Source organism: Nosocomiicoccus sp. HMSC067E10 (genome assembly GCF_001810835.1).
Lineage (GTDB): Bacteria > Bacillota > Bacilli > Staphylococcales > Salinicoccaceae > Nosocomiicoccus > Nosocomiicoccus ampullae_A.
In genome coordinates, this window is the sequence record NZ_KV802772.1 from 1 (window position 1) to 14,359 (window position 14,359).

14 protein-coding genes are annotated in these 14,359 nt (G+C 35.3%); 11 read left to right on the top strand and 3 right to left on the bottom strand.

Annotated features, from left to right (window positions below):
• A partial coding sequence (locus tag HMPREF2767_RS06655) for an LPXTG cell wall anchor domain-containing protein (protein WP_148129005.1) occupies window positions 1-527 on the top strand: 527 nt, incomplete at its 5' end.
• 118 nt (window positions 528-645) lie between these two features.
• Window positions 646-2,220 carry a poly(glycerol-phosphate) alpha-glucosyltransferase gene (locus HMPREF2767_RS06660; RefSeq protein WP_148129006.1) on the top strand — a complete coding sequence of 525 codons (1,575 nt, stop codon included), beginning with the start codon at window positions 646-648 and terminating at the stop codon, window positions 2,218-2,220.
• Here the strand turns inward: HMPREF2767_RS06660 and HMPREF2767_RS06665 are convergent.
• Entirely contained in the window at window positions 2,210-2,392 is a 183-nt protein-coding gene (locus tag HMPREF2767_RS06665) for a hypothetical protein (protein WP_070623330.1), read from the bottom strand. The genes HMPREF2767_RS06660 and HMPREF2767_RS06665 overlap by 11 nt on opposite strands.
• 72 nt (window positions 2,393-2,464) lie before the next feature.
• On the opposite strand from HMPREF2767_RS06665, the gene HMPREF2767_RS06670 reads away from it, so the two are divergent.
• The 7 genes from HMPREF2767_RS06670 (at window position 2,465) to HMPREF2767_RS06700 (ending at window position 10,040) form a co-directional block, all read left to right on the top strand.
• Window positions 2,465-4,447 carry a Mur ligase family protein gene (locus tag HMPREF2767_RS06670; protein WP_070623333.1) on the top strand — a complete coding sequence of 661 codons (1,983 nt, stop codon included), beginning with the start codon at window positions 2,465-2,467 and terminating at the stop codon, window positions 4,445-4,447.
• Window positions 4,448-4,671: 224 nt separating this feature from the next.
• The gene (gene rpsL / locus HMPREF2767_RS06675; RefSeq protein WP_040928645.1) at window positions 4,672-5,085 is read left to right on the top strand and encodes a 30S ribosomal protein S12; all 414 of its coding nucleotides are present in this window, start codon (window positions 4,672-4,674) and stop codon (window positions 5,083-5,085) included.
• Between the two features lie 46 nt (window positions 5,086-5,131).
• Window positions 5,132-5,602 (top strand): 30S ribosomal protein S7, encoded by a 471-nt coding sequence (rpsG, locus tag HMPREF2767_RS06680; protein WP_040928644.1) that lies wholly within the window; start codon window positions 5,132-5,134, stop codon window positions 5,600-5,602.
• A gap of 60 nt (window positions 5,603-5,662) precedes the next feature.
• The gene (gene fusA, locus HMPREF2767_RS06685; RefSeq protein ID WP_068131188.1) at window positions 5,663-7,744 is read left to right on the top strand and encodes an elongation factor G; all 2,082 of its coding nucleotides are present in this window, start codon (window positions 5,663-5,665) and stop codon (window positions 7,742-7,744) included.
• Between the two features lie 123 nt (window positions 7,745-7,867).
• Window positions 7,868-9,055 carry an elongation factor Tu gene (gene tuf / locus HMPREF2767_RS06690; protein ID WP_068131185.1) on the top strand — a complete coding sequence of 396 codons (1,188 nt, stop codon included), beginning with the start codon at window positions 7,868-7,870 and terminating at the stop codon, window positions 9,053-9,055.
• Between the two features lie 69 nt (window positions 9,056-9,124).
• Window positions 9,125-9,574 carry a hypothetical protein gene (locus HMPREF2767_RS06695; RefSeq protein ID WP_070623336.1) on the top strand — a complete coding sequence of 150 codons (450 nt, stop codon included), beginning with the start codon at window positions 9,125-9,127 and terminating at the stop codon, window positions 9,572-9,574.
• Between the two features lie 55 nt (window positions 9,575-9,629).
• Window positions 9,630-10,040, top strand: coding sequence for a GNAT family N-acetyltransferase (locus tag HMPREF2767_RS06700; RefSeq protein ID WP_068131180.1), 411 nt, complete (start codon window positions 9,630-9,632; stop codon window positions 10,038-10,040).
• Window positions 10,041-10,124: 84 nt separating this feature from the next.
• Here the strand turns inward: HMPREF2767_RS06700 and HMPREF2767_RS06705 are convergent, their stop codons facing one another.
• Window positions 10,125-10,457 carry a TM2 domain-containing protein gene (locus tag HMPREF2767_RS06705; RefSeq protein ID WP_083302078.1) on the bottom strand — a complete coding sequence of 111 codons (333 nt, stop codon included), beginning with the start codon at window positions 10,455-10,457 and terminating at the stop codon, window positions 10,125-10,127.
• Window positions 10,458-10,734: 277 nt separating this feature from the next.
• Entirely contained in the window at window positions 10,735-11,373 is a 639-nt protein-coding gene (locus HMPREF2767_RS06710) for a TetR/AcrR family transcriptional regulator (protein WP_070623339.1), read from the bottom strand.
• Between the two features lie 159 nt (window positions 11,374-11,532).
• Between HMPREF2767_RS06710 and HMPREF2767_RS06715 the strand changes: the two genes are divergently transcribed.
• Both HMPREF2767_RS06715 and HMPREF2767_RS06720 read left to right on the top strand, forming a co-directional pair.
• A complete protein-coding gene (locus HMPREF2767_RS06715) occupies window positions 11,533-12,795 on the top strand; it encodes an ABC transporter permease (protein WP_083302079.1) in 1,263 nt (420 codons plus the stop codon).
• A gap of 304 nt (window positions 12,796-13,099) precedes the next feature.
• Entirely contained in the window at window positions 13,100-14,002 is a 903-nt protein-coding gene (locus HMPREF2767_RS06720; protein WP_070623342.1) for a nuclease-related domain-containing protein, read from the top strand.
• The last annotated feature ends 357 nt before the right edge of the window (window positions 14,003-14,359 follow it).

Consider the following 14,359-nt stretch of genomic DNA (forward strand, 5'->3'; position numbering starts at 1 on the left):
CAACAGAAGAGAAAGACGGCTATAAGTTCGAGCAAATCACAGGTACAGACAACTTAGAGACAGCGGACTACTATAAAGACGGTGTGACAGATGGCACATATACACCTGGTGAGTATCAGCGAATTACGTATGTCTACACAAAGACAGAGCGTGATCCAGAAACAACGCCAGATCCAGAGCCAACGCCTGACCCAGAGCCGACACCAGATCCAGAGCCAACGCCTGACCCAGAGCCAACACCGGATCCAGAGCCAACGCCAGATCCAGAACCAACACCAGATCCAGGAACACCAGGAGAAGAGGATCCTAAAGATCCAGGTAAACCACAAGAGCCAAGTAAACCTGAGCAACCGAATAAACCTGAGCAAAGTAAAACAGTAACATCTTCTAAAGATAAAGAAGACGATAAAAAATTACCGAACACAGGTGAGGCTGAGAGAGATCTTACATTATTCGCTACAGCTTTAGCGGCTCTTGGAGGATTATTAACATTTGGAAGACGTAAAAATAAAAATGAAGAACAATAATCTATAGTTTTTCATGGGCTAAACATACTATATGTTTAGCCTTTTTATTTATAAAATAGATAGGGGAAAAGACATGTGTAAATTGGATGAGATCAATGGCTTTATTAGTAACACATGTATGAAAAAACCTAGTGAAGATTTGGGTGTATTTTTAAGTATTGGAAATAGAGATCATAAAGCTAAAGTTATATTTTTTAAAAATAATGAAGATTTTAAGAATTATTCTATAGATATAATTGAGGAATTTAAAAAAGAATTTGCAGTCTATCCAGAATGGATAAAAATAGATTTTATAACGAAAAAGATATCTATCGAGTTTCAAAATTTAAGAAAAAATTTAATTGAAACAAGAAGAAATTATATAAACTATGGTTTCTCGTTAGATGAAGAATTTGAGTTAGCTTTTTTACCTGAAGAAATTAATGCGAATGCATTTGTGCGTCCAAAAAAGGGGGAGAAAACTACTTTTTATTTATCTCGAAATAATATAAATGGCTACCTAGAAAAACACAGAACAACTCAGAAAAGGTATGATCGTAAAGATTTTAATGACAAAATAGTAACTCAATTTTTCACTAAAGGTTTTATTCTAGATAATAATAAAGGATATGAACTGAAATCCAATGGATATGAAAAAGGGTTAAGGGTCGTTGAAGATTTACATGATGAAATTGATCGTATGATTTATTCAGCGACTTGTTTTTTAAAAAATGAAATACAGTCTAATGGTAAATATATATATGGATATTTTCCACACTTTGATAAGAAGATAAATTTTTATAATAATTTAAGACATAGCTCGTCTACCTACTCTTTAATAGAAGGGTTAAGTTATATTAATGAATCATTAGAGTCCGTAAAAAAGCCAATTGAATATATAATTGAAAATTATTTGTACGTTAAGGATGGAAAAGGGTATATTTTTGATGATACAAAAAATACAAATGAAATAAAATTAGGACAAAATGCAGCATTTATATTCGCGATTTGCGAATATTTAAAGCATGAAAAAAATGAAGAGTATCTCAAAGCCGCACAACTTGTAGCTGAGGGAACAGTTAATATGATTAATGATAACGGTGAAACAGTTCATGTGCTAAGTTATCCAACACTAGAGGTTAAAGAGAGGTATCGTATTGTTTACTATGATGGAGAAGCAGCGCTTGGTCTTTTAAGATTGTATCAACATGATGGCAATAAAAAATGGCTCAATGCAGTTAAAAGTTTATTTGAGAAATTTATTAGTAGGGACTACTGGAGATATAATGATCACTGGTTAGGGTATTGTGCAAATGAGATGGTTAACATTATACCAGATCGTAGATATTTTGAGCTTGGTATTAAAAACGTTTCTACAAACTTAACTTATATTTATAAGCGTGAAACAACATTCCCAACATTTATGGAAATGTTAACCGCATCTTATAAACTTGTGCAAAAGGCAAAAGAAAAAGGATACGGTGATCTGGTTGAGAGTTTGATAGATGAAGACTTTTTAATAATGACATTACATAAAAGAGCTGATTATCAAAGAACAGGCTATTTTTATCCAGAGATTGCTATGTACTTTAAAAATCCAAATAGAATATTGGGTGCTTTTTTTATTAAACACCATGGCTATAGAGTTCGTATTGATGACATTGAGCACTATGTTTCGGGCTATATACAATATCAAAATCTTTTTAAGTCATAGTTTGAATAGTTTTATAAACGATTAGTGATAAGATGATAAGAAAAAAGATAAATCTAAGGCTAAGATATTCTGGCTTTTTTTCAGCTGGTTCTTCGAAGTCATTATTTTCAAATTGACGTTCAATTTCCTCGTTGATTTCGTCAATTGTTTTATCTTTATCATTATAATTCATAATTTTTAACTCCTATAGGTAAAAGTAAGTTTATTTTATCATTAAAAATGAATTATAGAAAGGATACCTTATATGTATACGTTAAAACATTTAAAAAACTTAACATTAGGTAAACTGTATAATACTGAAGGCAATGAAAAAGTAATTATCAATGATTTCGAATATCTTCATAAGAATGTTAAAAATAACAATACAGCGTTGTTTGTTATTAATGAAAAAAACTGGAATAAAACATTTTCACAGAAGAGAAGAGAAATGCCTATCGAATTATTAGTGCCAAAAAACTTTAAAACCGCAGGCTTAATTATAACTGAAGAATATATTGAATATATCGATGATAATATTCCTCAGCTTGTTGTACAAAATATGGTGGAAGCAATGTTTACTATTGCAAAAAAATCCAGACTAAACTTTAAAAATAATGTTATAGCTATTACGGGTTCAGTAGGAAAAAGTTCAACTAGATTAATGATTAAGCAAGTGTTGAAAGATTATAATGTGTTAGAAAATGAGCATAACTTTAATACTAGACCTGCAGTTTGGTTATATATGTGTAAACTTTGCCAAAATCCAGATTTTGCGGTAGTAGAAGTTTCGTTAAATGCCTTAAACGAGCGAGGTAATATAAGTCTCGATTTAAGACCGGATGTTGCAGTGGTAACGCCAATTGGAGAAGCACATCTAAGTACTATTAATAATACTCAGCAAATAGCAAACTTTAAGTCCAGACTACTTGATGGACTAAATGATGAGGGTACCGCGGTTATATCGAACACACATAATATGAGTGAGTATTTAATTAATCGTGCAAGAGAAAATAATTTAAAAGTAATCACTTATGGTGATGAACAAAGTGATATAAAGTTAAAGCAAGTTAAGTCATTTAAGGGATACAGCGAAATTACACTTGAAAGTCTTAATGAGTTAGTTAAATTTGATTTAAAACAATTTGGTAGAGGTATGATTGAAAATGCAGAAGCAGCATATGCTACAGTGCTCTCTCTTAATATCAATAGTTCAGCAATGAATTATCTAAGTGACATTAAACTTTTTGATAAAGTACTTAATACTAAGAAAATACTTAATAGGAATGGTGTTATCACTATATTAGATGATACCCATAATGCTTCATTGCCAGCGATGATTAATGCTATTGAAGCATTTAACGAGCAGGCTAAATTTTATAGTGGAAATAAAATTATTGCACTTGGTAAAATAAATGATCTTGGAGAAAATAGTATTGATATTCATAGAAAGTTAATACCAGTTTTAAATGCTTCTTGTGCAGACTATATTTTTTGTTTAGATCAAGAATTACGACCAGTTGTGATGGGAATCAAAGGAAAAGTAGCCACTTGGTTTAGAGATAGTACGGTGTTAAAAGATCACTTAAAATATTTTATGAATCATAATTCATACACATTACTAAAATCTAGTCATGGCGGAACAAAATTTAAATCTATGGCAATGGAGCTTATTGACGAGCTACCACTTGTGGAAAATGATGCGATGCGCACAGTACAACACAAAATAGGAATAGATGGTATCTCCCATTTATTAATTGAAAAAAATGGAAATGTTCTGGAAAGTCTTAATGTCGAAAATTCAAAAACAATAGAGGGACTAAGTCCACTCTTTTATTTTATAGAAGCTAAAGAAAGAAATATTGAGAATTATGAAGTTATTGATAACAAAGAGGATAATCGTTCGATAATGTTTGATGAACTGCTAGAAAGGATGCGTAACAAGCCTTCAAAGCAAGAAATAAAACTACTCTCAAGTGAATTATTTAAAGACGAGGTATCAAGAAGAAAAGCAATCAATCAGTTTATTGCTGATAATAAATTGACGGAAACAGCAATAGTTACTGTAACTGGTGAGTTTAGTGTTAAAGAAAGACAATCATTTTCTGTTACTGATTTATTAAAAATATATATAAACTATCCATATATATTAAATGACGATAATACTTTTATTTTTGGCGATCAGTATAATTACGGATTTAGACCTTTTGGAAACAATATTCGAATATTTATTTCTAAAGAAGGTTATTAATAATACAAGTATAAGTAGTTCTTAAATTTAAGAACTACTTATTATAAACTTGTTGACACTCTATTTTAGTTAGTGATATAATAATTAAGGTTACCGTACAGATGGTAACGGATGACTTTTGAAATTGTAAGAGTTGCAGAATTCTTACAAATTTTTTATTGTAAAAAAATGAACCACCTGGATGTGTGGATTATTAAAATGAAGAAGGGAGGACACTCAATAAAATGCCTACTATTAACCAATTAGTAAGAAAACCTCGTCAATCGAAGAAAGCTAAATCTAAAGCACCAGCACTGAACAGAGGGTTTAACAGCCTTAAGAAATCAGTAACGCACAACAACTCACCACAAAAACGTGGCGTTTGTACGCGTGTTGGTACGATGGCGCCACGTAAACCGAACTCAGCTTTACGTAAATATGCACGTGTTAGACTTTCTAACAACATGGAAGTTAACGCGTACATCCCAGGTATTGGCCACAACTTACAAGAACACTCAGTTGTTTTAATCCGTGGTGGTCACATCAAAGACTTATCTGGGGTACGTTACACAGTAGTTCGTGGAGCACTTGATACTTCAGGTGTTGAGGGACGTAAACAAGGACGTTCTAAATACGGTGCTAAAAAAGCAAATTCATAATTTAGCGTAATATATAGAATCAATTCATGGAAGGAGGCTACTTAGTATGCCACGTAAAGGTCCAGTACCTAAGAGAGACGTATTACCGGATCCAATTCATAACTCTAAGTTAATTACGAAGTTAATTAACAAGTTAATGATCGACGGAAAACGCGGTACGTCACAAAAAATTCTTTACAGTGCGTTCGAAATCGTAGAAGAGCGTTCAGGTAGAGACGCAAACGAAGTATTCGAAGAAGCATTAGAAAACATCATGCCATTACTAGAAGTTAAAGCACGTCGTGTTGGGGGTTCTAACTACCAAGTACCAGTTGAGGTACGCCCAGAAAGACGTTCAACTCTAGGTCTTCGTTGGTTAGTGAATTACTCACGCCTACGCGGAGAAAAAACAATGGTAGAACGTTTAGCAAACGAAATTCTTGACGCAGCTAACAACACTGGTGGTGCGGTTAAGCGTCGTGAAGAAATGCACAAAATGGCAGAAGCTAACAGAGCATTCGCACACTACCGCTGGTAGAATTGTGGATCTCGGTAGTATAAATTTATTTTTAAAAACTTGGAAGGAGCAACAAGTTCTATGGCAAGAGAATTTTCTCTAAAAAATACTCGTAACATCGGTATCATGGCACACATCGATGCTGGTAAAACGACTACAACAGAACGTATCCTTTATTACACAGGCCGTATCCACAAACTTGGAGAAACTCACGAAGGTGCATCACAGATGGACTGGATGGAGCAAGAACAAGACCGTGGTATTACAATCACATCTGCAGCAACAACTGCACAGTGGAAAGGTCACCGTGTAAACATCATCGATACACCAGGGCACGTAGACTTCACAGTTGAAGTTGAACGTTCTTTACGTGTACTTGACTCAGCTGTAACAGTATTAGACGCTCAATCAGGTGTTGAGCCACAAACTGAAACAGTTTGGAGACAAGCAACAAACTATGAAGTTCCACGTTTAGTATTCGTTAACAAAATGGATAAGATCGGTGCGGACTTCGACTATGCAATCGGTACAATCAGAGACCGTCTACAAGCTAATGCACACGCGGTACAATACCCAATCGGTGCTGAAGACGAATTCAGAGGTATCATTGACTTAGTTAAAATGAAAACTTACCTTTACCACGATGACCTAGGTCAAGACGTAGAGGAAGTTGAAATTCCAGCAGAATTCGAAGATAAAGCTCAAGAAATGCGTGAAGCATTAATCGAAGGTCTTGCAGACGTAAACGAAGACGTTATGGAAGCATACCTTGGTGGAGAAGAGCTTTCAGAAGAGACTCTTAAAGCTGCAATTCGTAAAGCGACTTGTGACGTAGAGTTCTTCCCAGTATTCTGTGGTACAGCATTCAAGAACAAAGGTGTTCAGTTATTACTCGATGGAATCATCGATTACTTACCATCACCACTTGAAGTAAAACCAATCGTTGGTCATATGGCTAACGATCCAGAAGAAGAATATATCGCGAAACCAGGAGACGACGAGCCTTTCACAGCGTTAGCGTTTAAGGTTATGACAGACCCATTCGTTGGTAAATTAACATTCTTCCGTGTGTACTCTGGTTCATTAGACTCAGGTTCATACGTATCAAATACAACAAAAGGAAAACGTGAACGTATCGGTCGTATCCTACAAATGCACGCAAACTCTCGTGAAGAGATTTCAACTGTTTACTCAGGAGATATCGCTGCAGCAGTAGGTCTTAAAGACACTGGTACAGGTGACACGTTAACTGAAGAAAAACTCGGCGTGATCTTAGAATCAATGGAATTCCCAGAGCCAGTTATTCACTTATCAGTTGAGCCTAAATCAAAAGCGGACCAAGACAAAATGTCTACAGCTCTTGTTAAATTACAAGAAGAAGACCCAACATTCACAGCATACACTGACAATGAAACTGGACAAGTTATCATCGGTGGTATGGGTGAGTTACACTTAGACGTTCTTGTACACCGCATGAAGTCTGAATTCAACGTTGAATGTAACGTAGGTGCTCCAATGGTATCTTATCGTGAAACATTCACTCAATCAGCACAAGTTCAAGGTAAATTCAGCCGTCAGTCTGGTGGACGCGGTCAGTACGGTGACGTACACATTGAATTCACACCAAACGAACAAGGTGCAGGATTTGAATTCGAAGACGCAATCGTTGGTGGGGTAGTTCCACGTGAATATATTCCATCAGTTGAAGAAGGACTTAAAAACGCTCTAGAAAACGGTGTTCTTGCAGGATACCCATTAGTAGACGTTAAAGCGAAATTATATGATGGTTCTTACCACGACGTCGACTCATCTGAGATGGCGTTCAAAATCGCTGCATCACTTGCATTAAAAGAAGCAGCTAAAAAATGTAAACCAGTTCTTTTAGAACCAGTTATGAAAGTTGAAATTGTTATGCCTGAAGAATATCTAGGAGATATTATGGGAGACGTAACAAGCCGTCGTGGACGTGTAGAAGGTATGGAAGCACGCGGTAACGCACAAGTCGTTAACGCATTCGTACCACTATCAGAAATGTTCGGTTACGCAACTTCATTACGTTCTAACACACAAGGACGCGGAACTTACTCAATGGTATTTGATCACTACGAAGAAGTTCCAGCTTCAATCTCAGAAGAAATCATTAAGAAAAACACTGGAGAGTAATCTCTATACTTGATTTTTTCTCGGGAAAAAGGTATAAACAGTATAGGTATTAATTCGTCCACTTTTAATTAAGTGGGCGAATGAAATTATAAAATTTCTAAATTACAAGGAGAGATATTTCAAATGGCTAAAGAAAAATTTGACCGTTCGAAAACGCATGCTAACATTGGTACTATTGGGCACGTTGACCACGGTAAAACTACATTAACAGCAGCAATTGCGACTGTTTTATCTAAAAAATACGGTGGAGACGCTCAGTCATACGACCAAGTAGACAACGCTCCAGAAGAAAAAGAACGTGGAATCACAATCAACACGTCACACATCGAGTACGAAACACCTAACCGTCACTATGCACACGTTGACTGCCCAGGACACGCAGACTACGTTAAAAACATGATCACTGGTGCTGCACAAATGGACGGAGCTATCTTAGTAGTATCTGCTGCAGATGGCCCAATGCCACAAACTCGTGAGCACATCTTACTTTCACGTAACGTTGGTGTTCCAGCATTAGTAGTATTCTTAAACAAAGTTGACATGGTTGACGACGAAGAGTTATTAGAATTAGTAGAAATGGAAGTTCGTGAATTACTTTCTGAATACGACTTCCCAGGCGACGACATTCCTGTAATCGCTGGTTCTGCTCTTAAAGCTCTTGAAGGTGAAGAAGAGTACGAAGAGAAAATCATCGAGCTTATGGAAGCTGTTGATGAGTACATTCCAACTCCAGAGCGTGACTCTGACAAGCCATTCATGATGCCAGTTGAGGACGTATTCTCAATCACTGGTCGTGGTACAGTAGCTACAGGACGCGTTGAGCGTGGACAAGTTAAAGTTGGTGAAGAAGTTGAGATCATCGGTCTTACAGAAAAATCTTCTAAAACAACTGTAACTGGAGTAGAAATGTTCCGTAAATTATTAGACTACGCTGAAGCTGGAGACAACATTGGTGCGTTATTACGTGGTGTATCACGTGACGACATCCAACGTGGACAAGTTCTTGCTGCTCCTGGAACAATCACTCCACACAGCAAATTCAAAGCAGAAGTTTACGTTTTATCTAAAGAAGAAGGTGGACGTCATACTCCATTCTTCACAAACTACCGCCCTCAGTTCTACTTCCGTACAACTGACGTAACTGGTATCGTAAACTTACCAGAAGGTACTGAAATGGTTATGCCTGGTGACAACGTTGAAATGGACGTTGAGTTAATTTCACCAATCGCGATTGAAGACGGTACACGTTTCTCAATCCGTGAAGGTGGACGTACTGTAGGATCAGGTGTTGTAACTGGAATCGACGCATAATTAATTTTATGTCACAATATAAACACTCGGGGACTTTCCTCGAGTGTTTTTTTATATCGGAGGTAACAGATGAAATACATTAAGTACGCACTCGTTTTACTAGTAACAGTTTTTTTATCAGCATGTAATACAGAATCATCAGTGTTTGAAAATAAATTAGACGACAACTACACGATGACGATCACAGTTAACCATAGCGATGAAACGCTGCGCTCAGTAGAGTTTGAAATCGTGAGTCTCGTACCGAAAGAGCAAGCGTCTAATTTCGTTGAATCAACGGACTTAAATTTCACAAAGAAAGATTACGAACAACTGGAGGAGTTCTACTCAGAGCTGAATCAGTTCGAAGGCGTTAAAACGAAGACAAAAGTAAAAGACGCTGGTGATAACGTCGAGGTCAACATTACAGGAGTTGAAAATGTTAAAAACGGGAAAAGTATCATCGGAAACACAGAGAAGGACGGTACGTTTTCTGACGTTAAAAAGTTTTTAACAGAACAAGGATTTAAAGAGAAGTAACGTTGACTCTTTTTAGCTCAAGTAGCTTGTGGTAGATAGTCGAGAGGAGAAAATGATGACAATAAATTATAGTAATGAAAAATATATTGATAAAGAACGATTAGAAAGCCTTTATAATGATGTAGAGTGGTATGCTTATACAGATGACTTAGAGCTTTTACAGCAGGCGATTGAGCAGTCGTTATATGTTTTAACAGCGTGCGAAGGCGACAAACTCGTAGGGCTGATTCGTGTTGTCGGTGATGGTTTAACGATTATTTATATTCAAGATATACTTGTGTTAAAAGAGTATCAAAATCAAGGCATCGCGACTGAAATGTTGCAACACGTTTTAAATAAATATGAAAATGTCAGGCAGAAAGTTTTATTAACTGATGAAGCACCTGATGTAAGACACTTCTATGAAAAGAATGGTTTTGAATCTTGCGACAAAGGTGAGTTAGTTGCCTTTGCGAATTTAAATTAGGCTTGTTAAATAAATAAAGTCCTATGATCGAGTGTGGTCATAGGACTTTTTTAAGTGCTGGTAGTTTGCCTGCTCGAGATCTGGCTAGCGCGCGATACTTTTCATCGCTTCGCTTCTTAAGCGTCTGTTGTAGTTTTTTATCATAAAAATAACGAGCACTGCGTCAATGACCCACCAAATTGTGATTGGAAGCATCGTCACTGCAGTCGCGAGGCCAAACGTGACTAATGTTAGTATGCCTGAAATAATCAGCACGACAATCATTAAAATGCCCGTGATTGTTTTGCCGACGTAGAAACGATGCGCGCCTACCGCACCTAGAAAGAACCATAGTATATAGGCAACGATGAGACTCTTTTTCTCATTAGAAACATATTGCTCAATGTACAATTTTTGGTCGACCGTCAGATTTCTCATAAAATCACTCCTTTATCAATTATACCATTTAGCGTGGGATGTGGAGGTGGTGCTTTTTATCATTGAAAGAGTAATAATACTACTCTCCTTGATTTTAATTAACAAAAAAATCATGATTCTGTTAGATATCCGGATATATTTAACAAATTTCAGGTGTCTGGTCGGAGTTTTGTTAAATATATTTTTTTATCTAACAAAAACGCAGCCGAACTCTGAGTTTTTGTTAATTATCTTGATATATCTAACAAATTAGCGAGTTTTGTGTAAATAGAAACCACTATTCATCTTTCAAAAGCTCTTCAAATAACTCTTTTTTTAGACCTGCTGCTGCGAATGGTCCTTCTATTGAGATTTTGAAAAGGATTTTAGCCATCTTTTCTGGGCTTTTCTTCATACCACTATTTAACCACTGCTGAATTACACCTAAGTGTGCTGATGAAATGTAAGCTATTAAAATGTTTTTTGGTACGAGTGACTCATTTTCATCAAATAATAGATCACTATGTTCGTTAAAAAACTTTTTCCACATAAAATCTTTTATTGTAGATTGAAATGATAAATCACCTTGTTGTCCGAGCATTGCTGAAAAAATTTTTTCGTTTGTTTCAACATATTTAAAAACAGCGCTCACACCATTTATAGGATGGGTCATAGTATCTTTTTTATTCGCAATATCTAGAATGTTATTTCTCTCAGCTTGTGTCATTTCTTCGATAACTTTTTCTTGCATTTGTTTCATTAAATCATATTTATCTAGATAGTGGATATAGAAAGTGCCGCGGTTTATCCTAGCACGCGTCGTAATATCTTTAACTGTAATTTTCTCAAATTCTTTTTCCTTCATGAGTTCTAAAAAAGAATTTTTAATAGATTCTTTTGTACGTTCAACTCTTAAATCTCTTTCTTTATTTTCCATTAAAAAAACTCCTCACTGAACATTTTTTAAATACTGTTCACTATACGACATTTTTAAAAGAATGGTTATTGTGTCATTAATCTATCCTTCATATAATTAATATACAACACAGTGTTCATTCATATAATTATTATAACAAATTTCAGGAGGTTATATACAGTGAAAAAGATTAAGTTAGGCATGATACCAGTCGTTGCTGTGCTTTTATTAGTGATTTTAGCGACAGCTTTTTATCCGGCATACAATCCACAGCCGAAAAATATTCCTCTCGCAATTTTTACACAAGATGAAGGAATCGAGCAGCAAGGTGAAGTGGTAAACATCGGTGAAGAATTCGTGAAGAAGGTGAAGTCGAATGATGGCGATGAAATAGAGTGGCACGAAATAAAGAACGATGAAGAACTAAAAGAGGGCCTAGAAAACAAAGATTTTATCGGTGCATTAGTCATCGAGAAAGATTTTACTAAAAAAGCGATGAGTTCTGCTCAAAGTATTTTAATCAATCATAAACAAGCAGAAATGAAACAGTTAATTGAATCTGGAAAATTAAGTGAAGCAGAAATTGCAAAGATGATGAAAAATCAACCAGATCCGTCTGAGATGGACGAAATTAAACCAGAACAAGCGAATTTAGAGATTATCATTAACCAAGGTGCTGATGCACAATTATCACAAATAGCGACTCAAATTCTAAATAAAATTACGGATACAATGAATAATCAAATTAGTAATCAAAGTTTATCGATATTATCAGAGAATGATGTAAATGTATCAGCAGCAGAAGTTGAACAGTTAACACATCGAGTTAAAGTAGAACAAAAGATAATGAACGAAGTGAAAGACCATCAAGCTAACGGAAATGCGCATAGAGTCATGTTTGTTCCAATTTGGCTAACTTCTATGATAATTTCAGTATTATCTTATCTGATTATTAGAAATAACAAGGATAATCTAGAAGGTGAAAACCGACATAAACTAGCGATAGCATTACCGACGATGATTGTAATTACTAGTATAGTTGCTGGATTTACTTATGTTTACTACATGGACTGGGTGATGGGATTCAATTTTAATAACACTCTATTAACTGCGACATATATATCTATTGCAATACTAGGATTCACATCATTGATTGTTGGATTCCTCGCATGGATTGAATTCGCGACTATTCCTATCTTCATGTTATTCTTATTCTTTACGATGCAAGCAGTTATGCTACCAAAACAAATGTTACCAACGTTCTATCAAAATTACGTTGTACCATGGAACCCATTTGTAAAATATGCAACAACATTAAAAGAAATACTATACACAGGTGGATCGCTTGGAAGCGGTGGTACAGTATGGATGTTTGCGAGTTTCGCGATTATAGGACTCGGACTTTTAGTAATATCGATTTATACGAAATATAAAAAAGCATAGAGATGAATGGAATCTAACCCTCGTAAGACGTGGGTTAGATTTTTCTATATACGGATGCATTGGTAGGTGTCTTGGAGTGTTTTATCTTCTAAAGGATAAAAAAACTCTTTCGTGGGATTTTATCTAACAAAAATATCCTAGTTTTGTTAGATATCCGGATATATTTAACAAATCAGCAGAATTTTTGTAATTTAAAAGAATAAAAACCCTCTGAAGCGTTTATTTTCTAGGAAATCGCGTGTTCACTGAAAGTTTTAAAAGATAAATCGCACTTTCCTAGCATATGTGTTTAGGAGGGATAAAAATGACAATAAGTGAATTAGAGTTTTTGGAAAGAAGATATGATTTGGACCGAGAGCAACAGCTTGAACTCGAGTTAGAGAGAAAAGGCAAGGTTGGAGAATTTTATTTTAAAAGTTTAATGGACAATAAGTTAAATGATAATATCGCGGTGATCACTGATTATCGTTTTGAAAGTGGCGGAAGTGAATGCCAGATTGATTTTTTAATCGTGTTGAATAATACATGCATTATCATTGAGATTAAAAACTTCTATGGTGATTTTGAATTGCGAGATGATGGTTTTTATCGTTTAAATCCTTTGCGTAAAATAAAGAATCCGCTGTCTCAAACAGAACGTGCAGAGATTATGTTAAAAAATCAGTTGAAACGGCTAAATTTAAATTTAGATGTTCGATACTATGTGGTGTTTGTAAATGATCAATGTTCGCTTTATCAGTTAACGCGTGATAAGCCGATTGTGATGGCGAGTCAACTGAATCGATTTTTAGAATCACTAAATGAAGAGGCATACGATAAGAATCATAGCTATACGTTGAAGAAATTAGAGTCTGCTCGACTGAAGGAGTCTCGTTATCATCTTGAATTGAAATTGGATTTTAGTCAGGCGAGAAAAGGTCTAACGTGTCAAAGTTGTTCGGGATGGCTTGAGGTCGAGACGTATAATAGTTTGAAATGCCGATCGTGTGGTGCTGATGAAAAAATCGAGGACGCGATAAGAAGAAGTATTACCGAGATGAAGACGTTATTTCCGAATGATGCGATTACATTGAGTCGTTTAAGTGAATGGATTGGGCACGCGTATACACCAAGCAAGCTGCGACGACTATTAAATTTGATCTGTCACAGTCACGGAGATAAGAAAGGACGACATTATACGTTAAAGGGAGATAATACACTTTCGTAAAAATATAATTAATAAAAAAACCTTGATTCTGTTAGTTATCCGGATATATTTAACAAATTTTGGCGGTGAGGCAGACTTTTTGTTAAATATATTTTTTTATCTAACAAAAACATGTTGAAATCCTAAGTTTTTGTTAATTATCTTGATATATTTAACAAATTAGCGAGATTTTTGTAAATAAGCGCTGCTCAGAAGGTTATTTATCTTTTATAATGATAAAAATACACTTTCTTAAAATTATAATTAACAAAAATATCATGATTCTGTTAGATATCCGGATATATTTAACAAATTTCGGGTGTGAGGCAGACTTTTTGTTAAATATAGGTCAAGTCTTAAATATTGTGTAAAATAAAA

Bases quoted from the DNA above. Each gene is read 5' to 3' on its own strand.
- HMPREF2767_RS06665 (WP_070623330.1), bottom strand. From the start codon at position 2,392: ATGAATTATAATGATAAAGATAAAACAATTGACGAAATCAACGAGGAA.
- HMPREF2767_RS06670 (WP_070623333.1), top strand. From the start codon at position 2,465: ATGTATACGTTAAAACATTTAAAAAACTTAACATTAGGTAAACTGTAT.
- fusA (WP_068131188.1), top strand. From the start codon at position 5,663: ATGGCAAGAGAATTTTCTCTAAAAAATACTCGTAACATCGGTATCATG.
- HMPREF2767_RS06695 (WP_070623336.1), top strand. From the start codon at position 9,125: ATGAAATACATTAAGTACGCACTCGTTTTACTAGTAACAGTTTTTTTA.
- HMPREF2767_RS06700 (WP_068131180.1), top strand. From the start codon at position 9,630: ATGACAATAAATTATAGTAATGAAAAATATATTGATAAAGAACGATTA.
- tuf (WP_068131185.1), top strand. From the start codon at position 7,868: ATGGCTAAAGAAAAATTTGACCGTTCGAAAACGCATGCTAACATTGGT.
- rpsG (WP_040928644.1), top strand. From the start codon at position 5,132: ATGCCACGTAAAGGTCCAGTACCTAAGAGAGACGTATTACCGGATCCA.
- HMPREF2767_RS06705 (WP_083302078.1), bottom strand. From the start codon at position 10,457: ATGAGAAATCTGACGGTCGACCAAAAATTGTACATTGAGCAATATGTT.
- rpsL (WP_040928645.1), top strand. From the start codon at position 4,672: ATGCCTACTATTAACCAATTAGTAAGAAAACCTCGTCAATCGAAGAAA.
- HMPREF2767_RS06660 (WP_148129006.1), top strand. From the start codon at position 646: ATGAAAAAACCTAGTGAAGATTTGGGTGTATTTTTAAGTATTGGAAAT.
- HMPREF2767_RS06720 (WP_070623342.1), top strand. From the start codon at position 13,100: ATGACAATAAGTGAATTAGAGTTTTTGGAAAGAAGATATGATTTGGAC.
- HMPREF2767_RS06710 (WP_070623339.1), bottom strand. From the start codon at position 11,373: ATGGAAAATAAAGAAAGAGATTTAAGAGTTGAACGTACAAAAGAATCT.